At 64.0% G+C, this 17,657-nt stretch carries 20 protein-coding genes; 11 read left to right on the top strand and 9 right to left on the bottom strand.

Going from position 1 to position 17,657, the window contains the following annotated elements; all coding sequences use genetic code 11:
* Positions 1–53 precede the first annotated feature (53 nt).
* Both thyX and AC2D9V_RS10895 read left to right on the top strand, forming a co-directional pair.
* On the top strand, positions 54–959 hold the full coding sequence (thyX, locus tag AC2D9V_RS10900) for an FAD-dependent thymidylate synthase (RefSeq protein ID WP_484714096.1): 906 nt from the start codon (positions 54–56) through the stop codon (positions 957–959).
* Positions 956–1,732, top strand: a complete 777-nt coding sequence (locus AC2D9V_RS10895) for a S1 family peptidase (RefSeq protein WP_484714095.1) — start codon at positions 956–958, stop codon at positions 1,730–1,732. The genes thyX and AC2D9V_RS10895 overlap by 4 nt, the downstream gene beginning before the upstream one ends.
* A gap of 409 nt (positions 1,733–2,141) precedes the next feature.
* On the opposite strand, the gene AC2D9V_RS10890 is transcribed toward AC2D9V_RS10895, so the two are convergent.
* Positions 2,142–2,603 carry an REP-associated tyrosine transposase gene (locus AC2D9V_RS10890; protein WP_484714094.1) on the bottom strand — a complete coding sequence of 154 codons (462 nt, stop codon included), beginning with the start codon at positions 2,601–2,603 and terminating at the stop codon, positions 2,142–2,144.
* A 113-nt stretch (positions 2,604–2,716) separates the two neighbouring features.
* Here AC2D9V_RS10890 and AC2D9V_RS10885 point away from each other — a divergent pair, with 113 nt between their 5' ends.
* A complete protein-coding gene (locus AC2D9V_RS10885) occupies positions 2,717–3,109 on the top strand; it encodes a DUF2177 family protein (protein WP_484714093.1) in 393 nt (130 codons plus the stop codon).
* Positions 3,110–3,228: 119 nt separating this feature from the next.
* Positions 3,229–3,555 carry an arsenate reductase family protein gene (locus AC2D9V_RS10880; protein ID WP_484714092.1) on the top strand — a complete coding sequence of 109 codons (327 nt, stop codon included), beginning with the start codon at positions 3,229–3,231 and terminating at the stop codon, positions 3,553–3,555.
* Here the strand turns inward: AC2D9V_RS10880 and AC2D9V_RS10875 are convergent.
* The 6 genes from AC2D9V_RS10875 to thrS all read right to left on the bottom strand — a co-directional run bounded on the left by AC2D9V_RS10875 (position 3,552) and on the right by thrS (position 8,507).
* Entirely contained in the window at positions 3,552–3,758 is a 207-nt protein-coding gene (locus AC2D9V_RS10875) for a cold-shock protein (protein ID WP_374642497.1), read from the bottom strand. The genes AC2D9V_RS10880 and AC2D9V_RS10875 overlap by 4 nt on opposite strands.
* Positions 3,759–3,893: 135 nt before the next feature.
* Positions 3,894–4,421: a DoxX family protein gene (locus AC2D9V_RS10870; protein WP_484714091.1), complete on the bottom strand. Its 528-nt coding sequence runs from the start codon at positions 4,419–4,421 to the stop codon at positions 3,894–3,896.
* Positions 4,418–5,149 (bottom strand): HvfC/BufC family peptide modification chaperone, encoded by a 732-nt coding sequence (locus AC2D9V_RS10865; RefSeq protein WP_484714090.1) that lies wholly within the window; start codon positions 5,147–5,149, stop codon positions 4,418–4,420. The genes AC2D9V_RS10870 and AC2D9V_RS10865 overlap by 4 nt, the downstream gene beginning before the upstream one ends.
* Positions 5,146–5,994, bottom strand: coding sequence for an MNIO family bufferin maturase (gene bufB, locus AC2D9V_RS10860; RefSeq protein ID WP_484714089.1), 849 nt, complete (start codon positions 5,992–5,994; stop codon positions 5,146–5,148). The genes AC2D9V_RS10865 and bufB overlap by 4 nt, the downstream gene beginning before the upstream one ends.
* A gap of 52 nt (positions 5,995–6,046) precedes the next feature.
* Entirely contained in the window at positions 6,047–6,352 is a 306-nt protein-coding gene (locus AC2D9V_RS10855; protein WP_484714088.1) for a BufA1 family periplasmic bufferin-type metallophore, read from the bottom strand.
* A 208-nt stretch (positions 6,353–6,560) separates the two neighbouring features.
* Positions 6,561–8,507 (bottom strand): threonine--tRNA ligase, encoded by a 1,947-nt coding sequence (thrS, locus tag AC2D9V_RS10850; RefSeq protein WP_484714087.1) that lies wholly within the window; start codon positions 8,505–8,507, stop codon positions 6,561–6,563.
* A gap of 162 nt (positions 8,508–8,669) precedes the next feature.
* On the opposite strand from thrS, the gene AC2D9V_RS10845 reads away from it, so the two are divergent.
* Positions 8,670–9,461 carry an alpha/beta hydrolase gene (locus tag AC2D9V_RS10845; protein WP_484714086.1) on the top strand — a complete coding sequence of 264 codons (792 nt, stop codon included), beginning with the start codon at positions 8,670–8,672 and terminating at the stop codon, positions 9,459–9,461.
* 81 nt (positions 9,462–9,542) lie between these two features.
* A complete protein-coding gene (locus AC2D9V_RS10840) occupies positions 9,543–10,313 on the top strand; it encodes an alpha/beta fold hydrolase (RefSeq protein ID WP_484714085.1) in 771 nt (256 codons plus the stop codon).
* Here the strand turns inward: AC2D9V_RS10840 and phaZ are convergent.
* The gene (phaZ, locus tag AC2D9V_RS10835) at positions 10,302–11,570 is read right to left on the bottom strand and encodes a polyhydroxyalkanoate depolymerase (protein ID WP_484714084.1); all 1,269 of its coding nucleotides are present in this window, start codon (positions 11,568–11,570) and stop codon (positions 10,302–10,304) included. The genes AC2D9V_RS10840 and phaZ overlap by 12 nt on opposite strands.
* Before the next feature lie 95 nt (positions 11,571–11,665).
* On the opposite strand from phaZ, the gene phaC reads away from it, so the two are divergent.
* The 5 genes from phaC (at position 11,666) to AC2D9V_RS10810 (ending at position 16,369) form a co-directional block, all read left to right on the top strand.
* Positions 11,666–13,471 carry a class I poly(R)-hydroxyalkanoic acid synthase gene (phaC, locus tag AC2D9V_RS10830; RefSeq protein WP_484714083.1) on the top strand — a complete coding sequence of 602 codons (1,806 nt, stop codon included), beginning with the start codon at positions 11,666–11,668 and terminating at the stop codon, positions 13,469–13,471.
* A 147-nt stretch (positions 13,472–13,618) separates the two neighbouring features.
* Entirely contained in the window at positions 13,619–14,068 is a 450-nt protein-coding gene (locus tag AC2D9V_RS10825; RefSeq protein WP_484714082.1) for a Phasin, read from the top strand.
* 89 nt (positions 14,069–14,157) lie between these two features.
* The gene (locus AC2D9V_RS10820) at positions 14,158–14,805 is read left to right on the top strand and encodes a glutathione S-transferase family protein (RefSeq protein ID WP_484714081.1); all 648 of its coding nucleotides are present in this window, start codon (positions 14,158–14,160) and stop codon (positions 14,803–14,805) included.
* Between the two features lie 64 nt (positions 14,806–14,869).
* A complete protein-coding gene (phaR, locus tag AC2D9V_RS10815) occupies positions 14,870–15,427 on the top strand; it encodes a polyhydroxyalkanoate synthesis repressor PhaR (protein WP_484714080.1) in 558 nt (185 codons plus the stop codon).
* Positions 15,428–15,430: 3 nt separating this feature from the next.
* Complete coding sequence (locus tag AC2D9V_RS10810) at positions 15,431–16,369, top strand: LysR family transcriptional regulator (RefSeq protein ID WP_484714079.1); 939 nt, start codon at positions 15,431–15,433, stop codon at positions 16,367–16,369.
* Positions 16,370–16,381: 12 nt separating this feature from the next.
* Here AC2D9V_RS10810 and AC2D9V_RS10805 read toward each other — a convergent pair whose 3' ends face one another.
* Positions 16,382–17,569 carry a DegT/DnrJ/EryC1/StrS family aminotransferase gene (locus tag AC2D9V_RS10805; protein ID WP_484714078.1) on the bottom strand — a complete coding sequence of 396 codons (1,188 nt, stop codon included), beginning with the start codon at positions 17,567–17,569 and terminating at the stop codon, positions 16,382–16,384.
* Positions 17,570–17,657 lie beyond the last annotated feature (88 nt).

Below are 17,657 nucleotides of genomic sequence, written 5' to 3'. Positions count from 1 at the left end.
CGCCCCGGACCGCAAGCTATAGTCGTCCCCGACTCGTCATAACGGAGCCCGCGATGCCCCTCACCCCCGACCAACTGGCAGAGATCGAGGCCGCCCGCGCCACCCCGCGCCCCACCCTCCGCGCCGTCAGCGAGGGGATGGAGGCGCATCTCTACCGCGCCCATCCGGTCCTTGACCACGGCTTCATCCGCGTCATCGACTACATGGGCGACGACTCTGCCATCGTCCAGGCCGCCCGCGTTTCATATGGCGCGGGGACGAAACACGTCCAGAATGACGAAGGCCTGATCCGCTACCTCATGCGCCACTGGCACTCCACCCCCTTCGAGATGTGCGAGATCAAGCTCCACGTCAAACTCCCCGTCTTCGTCGCCCGCCAGTGGATCCGCCACCGCACCGCCAACGTCAACGAATACTCCGCCCGTTACTCGATCCTCGACCGTGAGTTCTACATCCCCGCCCCCGAACACCTCGCCGCCCAGTCCACCGTCAACAACCAGGGCCGGGGTGAGGTCCTGACCGGCGAAGAGGCCGCCCGCGTCCTCGAGCTCCTCAAATCCGACGCCAACCGCGCCTATGACCATTACGAGGCGATGCTCTCCCAGGACGGCCAGCAGGGCCTCGCCCGCGAACTCGCCCGCATGAACCTCCCCGCCAACATCTACACGCAATGGTACTGGAAGGTGGACCTGCACAACCTCTTCCACTTCCTGCGCCTGCGCGCCGACCCCCACGCCCAGTACGAAATCCGCGTGTATGCGGAGGCGATTGCGGCCTGCGTCAAGGACTGGGTGCCGCTGGCCTACGCGGCCTTCGAGGACTACCGGATGGGGGGAGTGACGCTGTCGGCCAAGGCCATCGCGGTCCTGAAGCGGCGTCTCGCCGGAGAGACGGTCACGCAGGAGGCCTCGGGGATGAGCAAAGGCGAGTGGAGGGAGTTTGTGGAGGTTTGGGGGTGAGTGATGAAGGATTCCTGCAGAGCTACGTCCTGCCCATTTGTGTCTACGCAGTAGCCGAGAATGGAAATGCTGTTATCCATCGACTACATGGAACGTGTTTTCTTATCAACGAAACTGGCACTTTCCTTACAGCAGCACATGTCTTGAGGAATGCTAATGCAGATGCCGAAAAGTCAGGCTTGATTGTAGGTGCAGTCTGCAAAGACGAAAACGGAAAAAGCATCAAGAGCACAGTAGCGAAACTGCAATTCTCCGCCTTCGCGCCAGACAACATCGACATAGCTGTTGGACAAACTGCTTTCCTTGGGGAAACGATTTTTCAGCTTTGGCGCGAGGGAGTTGAGGTATGGCAAGATGTGGGTACATATGGGTATCCCGAGGAGGCAGTAACAGGTTCCATAGATTCAATGAATTTGAACCTACGGGCTCACAAGGGCTATGTACAACGCCTGATCCGAAAAGGAGATATCTTTGCGGCTCCTGATGCAGTCGGATATGAGTTAAGCTTTCTCCTGGCGCGAGGCCTAAGTGGCGCACCACTTTTCGTTCACGATATGCCAAAGGAACGAGTTGTAGGCGTTTGTACCGGCTCTTTTCGTTCAGAAGTTATCGAAGATCAAATTGTTGAAGTTCAAGACAACGGCAATAAATACGTCGAGAAACGAGTAAGCATTAGTCAATATGGTCTTTCAGAGAGTATCCTTCCGATATTGGACTGGAAGCCCGACGGTTTTGGAGGCAAGACACTCGCGCAGTTGGCCGGGGAGACTTAGCCGCAGGTCAGGGTCTGCCCCGATTCCAACGGTGGGGCCAAACCCCGCGCTACCACACCGCCCACCCGCATCGCGGTGCCATGACGAAAACGGCCAATCCTTCGGATGCCCTACTAACCCGTGCTTCACCGGGTCCGTCCAACAATACCGCACATGCTCCGCGAAATCCCCGTCATCCCGATGCACCCGTAGCCCGTAGGGTGCGCATTCATGGCGCACCGTTCATGGCGCACCGTTCCCCCGCCCAACGCCCACCAACCGCACGAATCCAACCCCCCCGATGCGCCCATTGTGGTGCGCCCACCATGGTGCGCCAATCCCGACGCGCCCACCATGGTGCGCCCGTTGCGGTGCGCCATGAATGCGCACCCTACGTTCCCACCGCATTGGTGCGCCATGAATGCGCACCCTACCGGTCGCGGTGGTAACTCGAATACGGCCAATCCTCGGGGCGTTCGACATACCCGTGTTTCACCGGGTTGATCCAACAATAATTGACGTGGTTCGCCCAATCCGTATCGTTGCGCATGTGCCGCTCCCAGAACCGGCGCTGCCACAACCCGTGCTCCCGGCGTTCGGCGTGGCTGCGGCGGCGGGGTGTGTGCGGCATCGCGCGGGAAAACCGCGCCTTGATGACACTCCACCGGGTTGAGAAATCGTGGTCCCCCTCCGGCAACGTCCAGACCGCGTGCATATGGTCCGGCAACACCACCCATGCGTCGATCCGGAACGGCCGCTCCGCTTTGGTCACCCGGACCGCCTCACGCAACACATCCACCTGCTCGACCAACGTCCGCGCGCCACGGTCGGCCAAGTTCACGGTGAAAAACACCGACGCACCGGGCACCTTGGGGCGGATGTATGCGGACATGGGCCGATCATCTGCGGGGTTGGTTAATCGATGGTTACCGGGGGTGGTGCGCCATGAATGCGCACCCTACCCCTCGCCCCCATCCGCCCTACCTCCTGCCAAAGGAGCCGCCCATGACCCTCACCCTCTACATCGCCACCGCCGCCGTCTTCCTGATCCTGGATGCGATCATGCTGACGCTGGTGATGAAGCCGCTCTTCACCCGCCACATCGGCCCCCTGATGGCGGAACCGATCCGCATTGCCCCGGCGGCGCTCTTCTACCTCGCCTATGTCGCTGGCCTCGTGTATCTCGTCTCGCTCCCGGCGATGAAGACCGGCGCGCCGGTCATCGTCCCGGCGCTGATCATCGGCCTCATGGCCTATGGCACCTACGAGTTCACCTCCTGGGCGATCATGAAGGACTGGCACTGGACGATGGTGGCGACCGACACCCTCTGGGGCGGGACGCTGACCGCCTTTTCTGCCTGGGCCGGGGTGGCGATCACCCGGGCGATCCACGGCTGAGGGGGGCTTTGCGGGCCCCGTGGACATGTGTTAACACGCGGTAAATGCCCACGAGCAAGCCTTTGATCTGATTGCAAAACCCGAAATTGACCACTGTGGTCACCGAAAGGACCGGACCGATGATCCTCTATGGAATCCCCACCTGCGACACCTGCAAGAAGGCCCTGAAGGCCCTCCAGTCCGCCGGGCGGGAGGTCACCTTCCGCGACATCCGGGCCGAGCCCCTTTCGGCGGCAGAGGTGGAGGCCATCGTGCACGAGTTCGGATCACGGGCGGTGAACCAGCAGTCCACCACCTACCGCAGCTTCAACGATTTCCTGAAAGCGTCGGACCCCGAGGCGCAGATCATGGCACAACCGACCGTCATGAAACGGCCGGTCATCCAGGACGGGGATCGCTGGTATCTGGGCTGGGATAGCGCGACCGAAGCCGCGCTGGCCCGTTAAAGCAGACGCAGGTCGCCCGCCGACTGCTTGCCGTCACGGCCCGACTGCAGTTCGTAGCCGATCTTCTGGTTGTCGTTCAGGCCCTTCAGCCCGGCACGTTCAACGGCCGAGATATGCACGAACACGTCCTTGCCGCCGTCATCCGGCGCGATGAAGCCATAACCCTTGGTCGCGTTAAACCATTTAACGGTGCCTGTCGGCATTCCGCTTCTCCTCTCAGAACCCCCCGCGGCGCCATTACCGCGGGCCGTGCCACCAGGTCTTCCAGGGCTTCGATCCGAGAGCCGGTCAGGAAATCTGTCGTCACTGTGTCGATGATGCCTAGGATTCGCCGAAAATCAAGTTTCACGACGCGCGCGTTCAACTCCAAGGATCCGATCCGCCGAAATCGGGCCCGGTCCCTTCAGCACCAGTGCCGCAAGAAGCAGCATCCAGAGGGCGCGCTGGTCGAGGATGAGGGCATCCGAAGCCCGGTCAAACCAGGCCCCCGGGTCCGCCTTGTGGCCCAGGACGTCGGTCAGGCTTTGCACCAGGACAAAACCGATCATCCCGAGCGCGGCCGGCCGGGTCAGAAGACCAAGGACGATCAGGGCGGGAAGCAGCAGCTCGGCATATGCTCCGGCAAGGGCGACAAGCGAGTGCCAGAGCGTGAGGCCGGATGGGTCATAGCCAACGGCTTCGAACGCGCGGGGAAAGATCTGCGCATAGGCCCCGACCGACGCGGTGAACGGTCCGTCCAGCTTGGTCAGTGCCGAGGCCCAGAAGTAGCCCGCAAGGACGGCCGCAAAGACCACACGCGCCAGTGTCGGCAGCAGCCAGGCGGACCAGGCATAAAGTGAGGCGGTGAGGCGGGTATAGAGGGTCATGCGTCGGCTCCGATAATGGCGCGGCCCGCGATCAAGAGGCCGAGGACGGCAGCGAGGTCCAGATCCGGACCGGCGAGGTCGAGGCACTCGCCAAGGGTTTGCCGGGCCAAAAGAGCCGAGACGAAAGCGGCCCCCCCGGCAGGCAGACGGTGCGGTCGGGGGTCGAACTCGGGGCGCAGGACCAGCGCATTCTCGGCTCCGGGTGGCGGCGGCGGCCCCCCGGCATGATGCGCCGCCCAGATCGACACCACCGGCCAGTCCGACCGCACCAGCCGCAGCGCGGGGGCCAGCCGCAGCCGCAGGCCCGAGATTTCGGCGCCAAGCAGGCGCTGGAACTCGGCCTCGGGAAGGGGCACGCTGTCGGTCCCGTGGTAGCTTTCGCGCATGGCAAGGTCGAGCCGCGCGACATCGGGCAGGTATCCCAGATGCGCGACCGGTGCGAACCCGGCCAGAAATCTTGGAAAATCAGAACCATACAGCATCATGATCCGCGTTTGCGGCGGGTGGGCGCGCAAGTAGTCCAGCGCCATCGCGGCAAAGAACGCTTCGCCCACCAGGGCTCGGACCGTTGGGAATCCCGCCTCGAGCACGCGGGTCAGGGAACCGGCCACGTTGTTGCGATAGACGGCAAAGCGGGCGGAGGCGGGGCGGCCCTGGGGGTCGACAAGACCGGAGGGAACATCGGCCTGAGGGTCCAGCAGCGCCCGGGCGAACTGGGTCTGGCTCATGCCACCGGCCCCAGGATGCGGGCTGTGCGCGCAGCCTCGGCCGCAAGGACCGGCCAGTCGGGCACGTCATTGTCCCATTCGATCAGCGTGGGTAGCGGCCCGGCCCTGCCGATGACGCGGGCATAAAGCGCCCAGACCGGATCAGCCACTTCGGTCCCATGGCTGTCGATCAGCAGCCGGTTGCCCAGGTCGTCCCGGTCCTCGGCATGGCCGCCCAGATGCACTTCGCCCACGAGGTGCAGTGGAAAGGCGTCAACATAGCCTTCGGCTGCGAAGTTCTGGTTCACGGCCGAGACATGGACGTTGTTCACGTCCAGAAGCAGGCCGCAGCCGGTGCGCTTCGCGAGTGCGGCCAGAAACTCGACCTCGGCCAGCGTTGTCTCGGCAAAGGCCAGGTAGGTCGAGGGGTTTTCCAAGAGCATCCGGCGACCCAGCACCTCTTGCACCTCGTCGATGTGGTCGCAGACCCGGTCCAGGGTCGCGGGCGTGTATGGCAGGGGCAACAGGTCGTTCAGATAGGCGCCGTCATGTGTCGACCAAGCGAGGTGTTCGGAAAAGCTCGCCGGGTTCAGCCAGTCGCAGAGGTGCTTCAGCCGGGCCAGATGCTCGCGGTCGAGCGGGCCATCGCCCCCGATCGACAGGCCGACGCCATGGACCGAGATCGGGAAACGTTCGGCCAGGTGGCGCAACTGGACTAGCGGACGGCCGCCCGCGCCCATGTAGTTCTCTGCGTGGATCTCCAGCCAGCCGACCGGCCCGGGATCAGCAAGGATCGCCGACAGGTGCTGCGGCTTGTAGCCGACGCCGGCAGTGGCGGGCAATGCGGTCAGGTCCCGGTCAAGCATCTTGTCCCCCTTGCGAAGCGCCCCCCGGCCGGCAGGCCAGGGGGCAGTTGCGTTAGGCCTGCGGCAGGTCGCGCTCCAGCGCCGTCAGCGAGCCCTTGCGCGCCATTCCGTCTTCACCGGCCGGGAGTTCCATCGTCTCGCAGGTGCCGGCCGGAACGAGCTTCCACGAGTTGCCCTGGTAGTCGACCTTCGACGTGCCGGCGCAGGTGGTGCCTTCGCCTGCAGCGCAGTCGTTCTGGCCGGCGAGGGCAACGCCGAAGCATTTCTCATTTTCCTGGGCCGAGGCCACGCCAGCGATGCCAGACAGGGCAGCAGCAAGGGCACCGGCGATGACGAGCGATTTGGACTGATAGGACATGTGTAACTCCCTCTGATTGGGTTGGTCTGGGTTAAGGTCGTGCATCGGGCGACTGCCAGATTGCGATGCACCAGACAGTTCGGAGCAGGGCGGCCAAGGTTACGGAATGCGGGTCCGCCCTACGGTTTCGTGAACGATTGTCGCAATGTCCCAAACGAAAATGCCGCGGCGAACCGCGGCATTTTCATTTCTTCCCAATTGGTTGGCATCAGCTCGCCGACGGCGGCAACGCTTCAAACCCGAAGGTGGCGACCGCCTGATCCAGCGTAATTGTTTCAGTCCGCGCTTCACCCAGCCGCCGGACCGAGACCGTCTTCGCCTCGACCTCCTGTATCCCGATGGCCAGAATCACCGGCACCTTGCCGACCGAATGCTCCCGGACCTTGTAATTGATCTTCTCGTTCCGCACGTCCGCCTCGGCCCGGATCCCGGCTTTCTTCAGGGCGGCCACGACCTCGTGCACATACCCGTCCGCGTCCGAGACGATGGAGGCGACGACCACCTGCCGGGGGGCCAGCCAGAACGGGAGTTTCCCGGCATAGTTCTCCAGCAGGATGCCGATGAACCGTTCAAACGACCCCAGCACCGCGCGGTGCAGCATGACCGGGCGGTGCTTTGCCCCGTCCTCGCCCACATATTCGGCATCCAGCCGCACCGGCAGGTTGAAGTCGGCCTGGAACGTGCCGCACTGCCATTCGCGCCCGATGGCGTCGGTCAGCTTGAAGTCAAGCTTCGGCCCGTAGAAGGCGCCGTCGCCCGGATTGACCTCGTACGGCAGGCCCAACCCTTCGATCGCCTTCTGCAGCGCCGTTTCCGCCTTGTCCCAGATCTCGTCGCTGCCCACGCGCACGTCGGGGCGGGTGGAAAGCTTGATGTCGAACTTGTCGAACCCGAGGTCACGGTAGACGCCGGAGAGAAGTGCGATGAAGCCGGCGCATTCTTGTTCGATCTGGTCCTCGGTGCAGAAGATATGCGCGTCGTCCTGGGTAAAGCCGCGGACCCGCATCAGGCCATGCATGGAGCCTGAAGATTCGTAGCGGTGGCAGGAGCCGAACTCGGCCAGCCGCAGGGGCAAGTCGCGGTAGGACTTCAGGCCCTGGTTGAAGACCTGCACATGGCAGGGGCAGTTCATCGGCTTCAGCGCGTTGATGCGTTTTTCCTTGGCGCCTTCCTCGTCGACCTCGACGATGAACATGTTCTCGCGGTAGGCTTCCCAGTGGCCGGACTTTTCCCAAAGGACGCGGTCCACGACCTGCGGGGTCTTGATCTCTTTGTAGCCCGCCTGGCGCAGGCGGCCGCGCATGAAGTCTTCCAGCGTGCGATAGATGGTCCAGCCGTTCGGGTGCCAGAAGACCATGCCGGGGGCTTCTTCCTGGAGGTGGAAAAGCTCCATCTCGCGCCCGAGCTTGCGGTGGTCGCGCTTTGCGGCCTCTTCCAGCATCGTCAGGTGGGCCTTGAGATCGTCACGGTTGCGGAAAGCGACGCCGTAGATGCGCTGGAGCATCGGGCGCGCGGCATCGCCCAGCCAATAGGCGCCGGCGACATGCGTCAGCTTGAAGGCATCGGCCGGGACCTGGCCGGTGTGCTGAAGATGCGGGCCACGGCAAAGGTCCTGCCAGTCGCCATGCCAGTACATGCGAAGGTCTTCGCCTTCGGGGATACGGTCGATCAACTCCAGCTTGAAAGGCTCGCCCCGGCCCCGGTAGTATTCGACGGCGCGGGCGCGCTCCCACACTTCGGTGCGGACGGGGTCGCGGGCGTTGATGATCTGCTTCATCCGCGCTTCGATCTGGCCGAGGTCTTCGGGCGTGAAGGGTTCTTCGCGGTCGAAGTCGTAGAACCAGCCCTGGTCGCGGACCGGGCCGATGGTGACCTTCACGTCGGGCCAGATTTCCTGCACCGCGCGCGCCATGATATGGGCGAGGTCGTGGCGGATGAGTTCGAGTGCGGGGGCTTCGTCCTTCAGCGTGTTGAGGCTGATCCTGGCGTCGGAGTGGATCGGCCACTGGAGGTCCCAGTGCTTGCCATCGACCATCGCCGAGATGGAGGCCTTGGCCAGCGAGGGGGCGATGGAGGCCGCCACCTCGGCAGGCGTCACGCCAGCAGGATAGCTGCGCTGGTTACCGTCTGGAAATGTCAGGGAAATCTGGGCCATGGCCTGATCCTCGTCGGTTTGGCGCCTACGAAACGCCCGGTTGCGGGTTATGTCGGCGACGTCTTGCCAAGCGGGCGGGGTGAAGTCAAGCCATGGGCGGTTCTTCGCGCGGGGGTTGAAACCGGGGTCAACCTTGGCGGCGAGGGGGCCTATACTGGGACCATGACAACCTATCTGACCACCCCGCAAGGCCGCCATATCGCCTATGTCCGCACCCCGGGAAAGGAACCCGGCGTGGTCTTCCTTGGCGGGTTCCGCTCCGACATGTCGGGGTCGAAGGCGCTGCACCTGCAGGCCTGGGCCGAGGCCACGGGGCGGGCCTTCCTGCGGTTCGACTATTCCGGGCACGGTGCGTCGCGCGGGGCCTTTGCGGAGGGCGCGATCAGCGACTGGCGCGAGGATGCGGCGGCGGTGATCGAAGCGCTGACCGAAGGCCCGCAGGTGCTGGTCGGCTCGTCCATGGGCGGATGGATCGCGCTTCTTCTGGCGCGGCAGATGCCCGAGCGGGTGGCGGGGCTGGTCGGCATCGCGGCGGCACCCGACTTTACCGAGCGGATGTGGGAGGACGAGTTCTCCATCGCCGAACGGACCCGGCTGATGGAGGAGGGAGTGGTGCTGCGGCCGTCGGACTATTCGGACGAGCCCTATCCGATTACCCGCCGCCTGATCGAGGATGGCAAGGCCAACCTTGTGCTGGAGGGCCCGCTGCACCTGCCGTTTCCGGTGCGGCTTATGCAGGGGACCGCGGATACCGACGTGCCCCCCGCGGTGGCGCTGCGGCTTCTGGACCACGCATCCAGCCCGGACCTGCGACTGACCCTGATGCGCGATGCGGATCACCGGTTTTCGTCGACCGCCTGCCTGGCGTTGATCGTAGAGACGGTCGAGGCGGTGCTAGCCGCACGGCAAGCGCAGGCGGAATTTCCGCTCTTGCAGAAATCAAGCACGAGCTGATGTTGCGCTGCTGCCCCATTCGGCGAATTGCTGTTTGAAGGCTTATTTGACCACAAGGGGTTGTCGCATAGCCTTCGAGTCATGCTGATCTCGAACGACCATCAGTTTTCGAACTCATCTGGCTCCGTCAATCAGGCCGAGCCGCTGGTCGTGATCCCTGGGTTCATGGCCGATGCGCGCAGCTTCATGCCGCAGATCGTGGACCTGGGCGCAAGTCGCCCGATCGTGGTCCTTACCGCCGGGCTGGCCGATACCGTGGAAAAGATCGTCGCCGAGGTCGGACCGGCCCTGCCCCGCCGCTTTGCGCTGCTTGGGCACGGGCTAGGGGGCAATATCGCGATCGAGATCCTGCGGCGGCACCCCGAGGCCGTCACCCGGATCGCGCTGATCGCAACCGATCCCCTGCCGGAACCGCCTGGTCTTGCCGCCGCACAGGAGGCGCTTCTGGTCGCAGCCAAGACCGGGCACATGGCCGACTGCATCGCAGAGATGCTGCCGGCAACGGCGCTTTACGATGCACCTTGGCGGGACGAGGTCGTTGCATTGGTGCAGGACATGGCGGCAACGCTGGGGGTCGAACAGTTCCAGCGCCAGCTTCGGGTGATGCAGCGCCGTCCGGACCAGCAGAAGTGGCTGCGGAAGGCGGACGTGCCGACTCTGGTCCTGGCCGGGGCGTCGGATACCATTGTTCCCCGTCGCCGGGCGGAGTTCCTGGCGGGAATGATGCCGCATGGTTGCCTTGAGGTGATCCACGAGGCGGGCCATATGCCGCAACTAGAGCAGCCGGAAGCGGTGACGAAGGCTCTGCGGACCTTCCTCACCGGCAGATTGCCGACGCTGCTATTGGCCTGACGCGAGAGCGATCTTCGCCTTCGGCTTGCCTGCGGCCTTGTCGATGAAGTTCAGGACGAGCGGGCGGATGTTCAAGCGCCAGCTCTTGCCGGCGAAGATGCCGTAGTGCCCTGCGCCGGGTTCCAGATGCTGCGCCTTCTTGTCGTCAGCGAGCCCGGTCAAGAGGTTCAGCGCCGCGACGCATTGGCCGGGGGCGGAGATGTCGTCATTCGCGCCTTCGACCGTCATCACCGCCACCTTGTCGATGGCGCCGAAATCGACCTTGCGGCCCGCGACGACGAAGGAGTTTGTCGCGATCTCGCGGTTCTTGAAGATGCGCTCGACGGTGGAAAGGTAGAACTCCGCGGTCATGTCCATCACCGCGAGGTATTCGTCGTAGAAGCGGTTGTGGGCGTCGTGGTCCGACGCTTCACCGCGTGCCACGCGGAAGACCTGTTCGGCAAAGGCCTTGCCGTGGCGTTCAGCGTTCATGGTGATGAAGCTTTGGAGCTGGAGGAGGCCAGGATAGACCAGCCGCCCGGCGCCCTTGTACTTGAAACCGACACGCTGGATCGCGAGGTGTTCAAGCTGGCCCATGGTGACCCGGCGGCCAAAGTCCGTCACTTCGGTGGCAGCGGCATCGGGGTCGACCGGCCCGCCGATCAGCACCAGGCTTTTCGGCTGCGCTTCGGGGTGTTCGGCCGCAAGATAGGCGGTGGCGGCTAGCGTCAGCGGCACCGGCTGGCAGACAGCGATGACGTGCGTGTCGGGGCCAAGCTCCCTGATGAACTCGGCAAGGTAGAGCGTGTAATCCTCGACGTCGAACTTGCCGGCAGAAACGGGGATGTCGCGCGCGTTGTGCCAGTCAGTCACGTAGACATCGGCATCGGGCAAAAGCGACGCGACGGTCGAACGCAGAAGCGTTGCATAGTGGCCCGACATCGGTGCCACGAGCAACACCTTGCGCGCCATGGGTGACCGGCGGCGGACAAAGAACTGGACCAGATCGCCGAAAGGTTTCTGGATCACCGGCTTCACGTCGACGAGGTGATCCTGCCCGTCCGGTCCGACGATCGACCGGATGCCCCAGTCGGGCTTGGCGATCATCCGGCTGAAGCTGCGTTCGGCTACTTCGCCCCAGGCCGCGATCAGCGGCAGCATCGGGTTCATCGACATGGCGAAGGCCGGGTAGCTGGCGAAAGCCCGTGCAGAAGCGCCAAGCCACTCATTGGTGTTGCGGGCGCTTTCCATCAGGTCGTAGGTGAACATATACTTCATCACGGCTCCTTGCCCGGCCGGGCGCAGTTGTGGCATGGCCGACCGCAAGGCGACGCGATGCTGCACAGCAGCGACGATAGGGGGGAATCATTTCCATGACAACAGAAGACCGCACGCCCCCTGATGCCATGGCCGAGGCCGATGCCCGCGCGCAACGCCTGAACGCGAACCTTACGAAGCTCGAGGAGCTTTCAAAGCGGCTGACCGCGGCCCTGTCGCATCGGCGCCAGACCGATCCGTCGCTGCACGGTCCGGCGCCTGACGTCTACATGAAGGCCGCCGCCGCCTATCTGGCCGAGATGATGCAGAACCCTGCCCGCGTGGTGGAGCATCAGGTCAACTATTGGGGCAAGACCCTGAAGCATTATGTCGAAGCCCAGCAGACGCTGGCCAAGGGCGAATTCAAGGCCCCGCCCGATCCGGGCCCGAAGGACCGCCGCTTCTCGAACCCGCTTTGGGATACGCATCCCTTCTTCAACTATCTCAAGCAGCAGTACCTTCTGAACTCCGAGGCGATCACCACGGCCGTCGGCGACATGGAGATGCTGGACCCGGCCGACCGCCGCCGGGTGGATTACTTCACCCGACAGATCGTCGACATGTTCAGCCCGACCAACTTTCTTGGCACCAACCCCGACGCGCTGGAGCGAGCAGTGGCGACCGATGGGGAAAGCCTGGTGCAGGGTCTGGAGAACCTGGTCCGCGACATTGAGGCAAGCAATGGCGAGCTTCTGGTCACGCTGGCGGATCGCGAAGCCTTCAAGGTCGGCGAGAACCTGGCCACGACGCCAGGCGCGGTCGTCTTCCGCAACCGGATGCTGGAGCTGATCCAGTACGAACCGACGACGCCGAAGGTCCACAAGACCCCGCTCATCATCTTCCCGCCGTGGATCAACAAGTTCTACATCATGGACCTCAAGGCCCAGAACAGCCTGATCAAGTGGATCGTGGATCAGGGGTTCACCCTGTTCGTCGTGTCCTGGGTGAACCCTGATGCCAGCTATGCCGGGGTCGGCATGGACGACTACATCCGCGACGGATTCATGCGGGCGATGGCCGAGGTGCGCCGCATCACCGGTGAAAAGCAGATCAACGCGGTTGGTTATTGCATCGCCGGGACCACGCTGGGTCTGACCCTGGCCTATCTTGAGAAGGCCGGGGACAATTCGGTGAAGACGGCGACGTTCTTCACCACTCTGACCGACTTTTCGGACCCAGGCGAGGTGGGGGTCTTCCTGAACGACGATTTCGTCGACGGGATCGAACGCCAGACAGCCCATGACGGGATACTGTCGCGGCTTTTCATGAGCAAGACCTTCAGCTTCCTCAGGTCGAACGACCTGATCTACACGCCGGCGATCAAGTCCTACATGCTGGGCGAGGCGCCGCCGGCCTTTGATCTTCTGTACTGGAACGGCGACGGGACGAACCTGCCGGCGAAGATGGCGGTGGAATACCTGCGCGGGCTTTGCCAGCAGGACGGGTTTGCCAAGGGGTCCTACAAGGTTTTCGGGCACGAGGTCAGCCTTGCCGACATCAAGTTGCCGCTTTGCGCGATTGCCTGCGAGACCGACCACATCGCCCATTGGCGCGGGTCGTTCAACGGCGTGAAGCAGATGGGGTCGACGGACAAGACCTTCATCCTGTCGGAAAGCGGACATATCGCCGGCATCATCAATCCCCCGTCCAAGGACAAGTACGGCCACTACACCAACGATGCCCCGGTCTCGGGTGATCCCGAGGCTTGGCTGAAGGGAGCGACCTTCCACAAGGGGAGCTGGTGGCCACGCTGGGGGGAATGGCTGGCCGGGCATTCAGGACCGATGATCAAGGCCCGGGTGCCAGTCGATTCGCTGGCGGCTGCGCCGGGCACCTATGTCGTGGCGACGCCTGCCACCTGACATGTCATCGTCATTCCCTTGGGTTAAGCTGGTCTTCGCCAGGCGCAATGCTGCATTGCAGAAAGATACTTGAAATGCTGCGCCGCAGCATGTATGTAGGGTGCATCGAAAGGCGGGCGGGTGCCCGCAGATAGCGGAGCAAAGAAAATGACCAAGACCCCCGATTTCGCCAAGACCATGCAGGACATGATGGCCTCGTTCCCGGTTGACGCTTCGGCGTTCCAGAACGCGTTCAAGACCCAGGCTGCGTTTGCCGAGAAGTTTTCGAAGGTCGCGATCGAAGCTGCCGAGAAGTCGACCGAAGTTTCGGCCAAGTGGACCAAGGACACGCTGGCCAAGGTTGCTGACATGTCCAAGGCCAAGGCCGACCCGGCTGACTACACCAAGGCGATGACCGACTTCGCTTCGGCCGCTGCCGAGATGACCGCCGAGAACATGGCTGCCTTCGCCGAGATCGCGAAGAAAGTGCAGATGGAAACCGTCGAGCTGATGCTCGCCGCCGGCAAGGACATCTCGGAAGATGCGACCGCCGCCGTCAAGAAAGCCACCGCGGAAGTGACCTCGGTCGCCAAGAAAGCCGCTGCGGCCGCGAAGTAATCGCGTCACGATCACGCGCTGTTTGCGCTAGGGCTCGGGGGAAACCCCGGGCCCTTTCCTTTTTCGCGGCCCGCGTCCATCCTGTCTGCATGACAGGTGCATTGACGATCTGGACTTGGGACTGGGTTCCGAACGGCCCGCGCGGGCATGTCCGTGACATCCGGCTGCGGTGGGCCTGCGAAGAGGCCGGCCTTGCCTATGCAGTCCGCACGGTCCCGATTGCCGACCGTGGGGCCGAGCATCTGGACCGCCAGCCGTTTGCCCAGGTGCCGTTTCTTGAGGATGGCGCGATCCGGATCTTTGAAAGCGGCGCCTGTCTTCTGCACCTTGCCGAGAAGAGCGAAGTCCTGATGCCGCGCGAACCAGCGGGTCGGGCAGAGGTTCTGCAATGGGTCATCGCGGGCCTGAACTCGGTGGAGATGGTGACCGTTCCGTGGTGGTTCATCGGCCTGAAGAACCCACCCGAGAACCCGTTGGACGGCTGGCTGGCCTCACGCCTGCAGCGACTTGAAGCGGTACTTGCAAGCCGGGACCATCTGGCGGCCGGACGGTTCACCGTGGCGGACCTGTTGATGGCCGACATCCTTCGGGTCCCGAAACTGCGGGCAGCGCTCGGGCCCTACCCTTCGCTTCAGGCCTATACGGCCCGCATCACGGACCGACCGGCCTTCCGCAAGGTGCTGAAGGACCAGCATGAGCACTTCACCGCGGCCGATGCTGCACGGGCCAAAGGCTGAGCTTTCCTTTTGCTGCAGCCTAACCTAAGCTTCGCTGCAAGGGCACAATCCCTTGGGGGGAACCATGGCCGACACGGCAAAACCGCTGCTGATCAAGCGCTACGCCAGCCGCAGGCTCTATAACACCGAGACCTCGGATTACGTGACGCTTGAGGATATCGCGGGTTTCATCCGCGAAGGGCGCGAGGTGCAGATCGTTGACCTCAAGTCCGGCGACGACCTGACGCGGCAGTATCTGCTTCAGATCGTGGCCGAACATGAATCCAAGGGCGAGAGCGTACTGCCGGTCGATGTGCTGACCGACCTCGTCCGCAGCTATGCCACCGGCATGCAGTCGATCGTGCCGCAGTTCCTGGCCTCGTCCTTCGAGATGCTGCGCGACAGCCAGACCAAGATGATGCAGAACCTGAGCGCCTTCCCAAACCCCATGGCGGCGATGCCCGGGTTCGACGCGCTGCGGAAGCAGCAAGAGGCTTTCCTCAAGACGATGTTGGGAGGGATGCCCGGTTGGAGCGGATCTGGCCCGACCCGGGAGGAGGACGCACCTGCCCCTGCGCCCGACGACATCGCCGAGATCAAGCAGCAACTCGCCGAGTTGCAGAAGAAGCTGTCCAAGCTCTGACCGATGGCCGACACCGAAGGCCGCATCAGCCTCTGGGGGATCGAAGTCTTCGTCGCCGCGGCGGAAGAGGGCTCGATCTCGGCGGCGGCGCGGCGTCTGGGGGTGAGCCCGTCTGCGGTCAGCCAGCAGTTGACCGGCCTTGAGGCCGCCCTTGGCGCGACGCTGCTGGATCGTTCTGGCCGCCCGATCCAGGTGACGCCCGCCGGGGCGATGTTTCGTCGCCATGCCCAGACAATCCTGAACGCTGCCAGCGAGGCTCGGGCAGAACTCGCGATGGCCGACCTTGCGGGGATGACGACGCTGAGGTTGGGCGTGATCGAGGATTTCGACAGCGATGTCACCCCGCACCTCTTGTCCCAGCTGTCGCGCGATCTGAAGGGATGCCGGTTCCTCCTGGAGACCGGTGCCAGCCACCGACTGATCGACCAGCTTGAGGCCCGGGCGCTGGACGTCGTCATCGCCGCAGATGCCGAAGGCGACGGCGAATGGCGCGAGGTTCACCCCCTGATGGCCGAACCCTTCGTCGCAGTGGCACCGCAGGGGGCGCGGATCGAGGATCTTCCGCTGGTTCTTTACACGGCCCGGCACCTTATGGGCCGCCAGATCGCGGCGCATCTGGCGCGACACGGCATGAAGCCCGCCTACCGGTTCGAACTGGACAGCTATGCCGCGATCCTGGCGATGGTCGCGGGCGGCGAGGGCTGGACGATCCTGACGCCGCTGGCGCTTCACCAGGCGCGCGCTTTTCGGTCGCGCGTCGAGGTGCGCCCCCTGCCCCTTGCGCCCCTGTCGCGGACGCTGTCCCTGTCGGCACGAGCCGGCATCCTGCGCGATGTCCCGGGCCAGATTGCGGCCCGGCTGCGGCCGCTTATCGCAGACAAGGTCGTGGCACCCGCGCTGGCTGGCTGGCCGTGGCTTTCACCGGCTCTCAAGGTGCTTTAGCCGGCGCTTGGCTTACCCGCGCACTTCGGTAGCCGCGTCAAGGATGGCTTCGGCAATGTAGTCGAGTTCCGCCTCGGTCAGCCGCGTGGGAAGCCGCACATCGCAGGCGCGCATGAGCATGGCCCGGGTCTTCGGCAGGTCCGGCACTTCGCCAAGAAACTGCCAGTTCCAGAACGCCCGGGCATTGCCTTCGCTTAGTCCGAAGACCTGCACCAGCACCCCCCGCGCTTTGGCAGCGGCCTGGAAATCCAGCGCCTGTTGGTCGGTCCAGCCGCTGGTGAGGTTGAACTGGATCGAGTCCGGCGCGCGCTCCTCGGGCGCCAGGGCCTCAGGCACCGCCAGATGCGATGAGGCGTTAAGCCGCGCGGCGACGCGGTCATGCCCGGCCCGGCCCTTGGCCACCCGTTCGTCGACTAGGGGCAGCTGCGGCCGGATTACGGCAGCCGACAGGTTCTGCATCCGCAGATTGTAAAGCGGCAACTTGTTCTGCCAGTGCGCGCAGGAATTGGTCAGCCCGGGGTGCTTCCTCCAGTTCGACTCGTAAGCCCCCGACATGATAATGGCCCGCGCCGCGATCTCCGGGTCGTCGGTGACCATGATCCCGCCTTCGCCGGCGTTCACCAGCTTGTAGGACTGGAAGCTGAAGCAGCCGACCTTGCCGATCGTGCCGATGTTCCGCCCGCCCCAGACTGTTCCCAGAGAGTGCGCTGCGTCTTCGATGACCGGCACGTTCGCCGCATCGCAAAGCGCCATGATCGTGTCCATGTCGGACGTATGCCCACGCATGTGGCTGATCATCACCGCCTGCGCCTGCGGCAGCTTGGCGGCAAAGTCGGCCATGTCCACGCGGTAGTTTTCACCCACCTCGACCAGGACGGGCTCGCATTCGGCGTGGACCACGCTGGAGGGTACGGCGGCGAAGGTGAAGGCCGGGATCAGGACCTTGGCGCCCTTGGGCAGATCGAGCGCCTTCAGGGAGAGAAACAGCGCAGCCGAGCAGGACGACACGGCAAGTGCGTAGCGGGCACCGAGGAGTGCTGCAAATTCCGCCTCCAGAAGGGCTACGGGCGCATCTGTGAGTGCCGTGTAGCGGAAGAGGTCGCCCGACAGGAGCAGCCGGTCGATCTCGGCCCGGGCAGCTTCGGGGATCGGTTCGGCGTCATGGACATTCGGGGCGATGGTCTGACCGTCGGGGGCCATTCGTGCACCTTTTCTGAAAATCAGGTTCAGGAAAGGTGTAAACACCTGTCGGATGACGCGCCAGTGACAAATTCTTCTCTTCGCGCCA

The organism is Tabrizicola sp. T46 (assembly GCF_057219895.1).
Note: the sequence above shows the minus strand (reverse complement) of the source record. Positions and strands in the feature narration are given on the sequence as shown.

Coding starts and splice junctions, on each gene's coding strand:
- thyX (WP_484714096.1), top strand. CDS start 54: ATGCCCCTCACCCCCGACCAACTGGCAGAGATCGAGGCCGCCCGCGCC.
- AC2D9V_RS10890 (WP_484714094.1), bottom strand. CDS start 2,603: ATGTCCGCATACATCCGCCCCAAGGTGCCCGGTGCGTCGGTGTTTTTC.
- AC2D9V_RS10885 (WP_484714093.1), top strand. CDS start 2,717: ATGACCCTCACCCTCTACATCGCCACCGCCGCCGTCTTCCTGATCCTG.
- AC2D9V_RS10880 (WP_484714092.1), top strand. CDS start 3,229: ATGATCCTCTATGGAATCCCCACCTGCGACACCTGCAAGAAGGCCCTG.
- AC2D9V_RS10875 (WP_374642497.1), bottom strand. CDS start 3,758: ATGCCGACAGGCACCGTTAAATGGTTTAACGCGACCAAGGGTTATGGC.
- AC2D9V_RS10870 (WP_484714091.1), bottom strand. CDS start 4,421: ATGACCCTCTATACCCGCCTCACCGCCTCACTTTATGCCTGGTCCGCC.
- AC2D9V_RS10865 (WP_484714090.1), bottom strand. CDS start 5,149: ATGAGCCAGACCCAGTTCGCCCGGGCGCTGCTGGACCCTCAGGCCGAT.
- bufB (WP_484714089.1), bottom strand. CDS start 5,994: ATGCTTGACCGGGACCTGACCGCATTGCCCGCCACTGCCGGCGTCGGC.
- AC2D9V_RS10855 (WP_484714088.1), bottom strand. CDS start 6,352: ATGTCCTATCAGTCCAAATCGCTCGTCATCGCCGGTGCCCTTGCTGCT.
- thrS (WP_484714087.1), bottom strand. CDS start 8,507: ATGGCCCAGATTTCCCTGACATTTCCAGACGGTAACCAGCGCAGCTAT.
- AC2D9V_RS10845 (WP_484714086.1), top strand. CDS start 8,670: ATGACAACCTATCTGACCACCCCGCAAGGCCGCCATATCGCCTATGTC.
- AC2D9V_RS10840 (WP_484714085.1), top strand. CDS start 9,543: ATGCTGATCTCGAACGACCATCAGTTTTCGAACTCATCTGGCTCCGTC.
- phaZ (WP_484714084.1), bottom strand. CDS start 11,570: ATGAAGTATATGTTCACCTACGACCTGATGGAAAGCGCCCGCAACACC.
- phaC (WP_484714083.1), top strand. CDS start 11,666: ATGACAACAGAAGACCGCACGCCCCCTGATGCCATGGCCGAGGCCGAT.
- AC2D9V_RS10825 (WP_484714082.1), top strand. CDS start 13,619: ATGACCAAGACCCCCGATTTCGCCAAGACCATGCAGGACATGATGGCC.
- AC2D9V_RS10820 (WP_484714081.1), top strand. CDS start 14,158: ATGACAGGTGCATTGACGATCTGGACTTGGGACTGGGTTCCGAACGGC.
- phaR (WP_484714080.1), top strand. CDS start 14,870: ATGGCCGACACGGCAAAACCGCTGCTGATCAAGCGCTACGCCAGCCGC.
- AC2D9V_RS10810 (WP_484714079.1), top strand. CDS start 15,431: ATGGCCGACACCGAAGGCCGCATCAGCCTCTGGGGGATCGAAGTCTTC.
- AC2D9V_RS10805 (WP_484714078.1), bottom strand. CDS start 17,569: ATGGCCCCCGACGGTCAGACCATCGCCCCGAATGTCCATGACGCCGAA.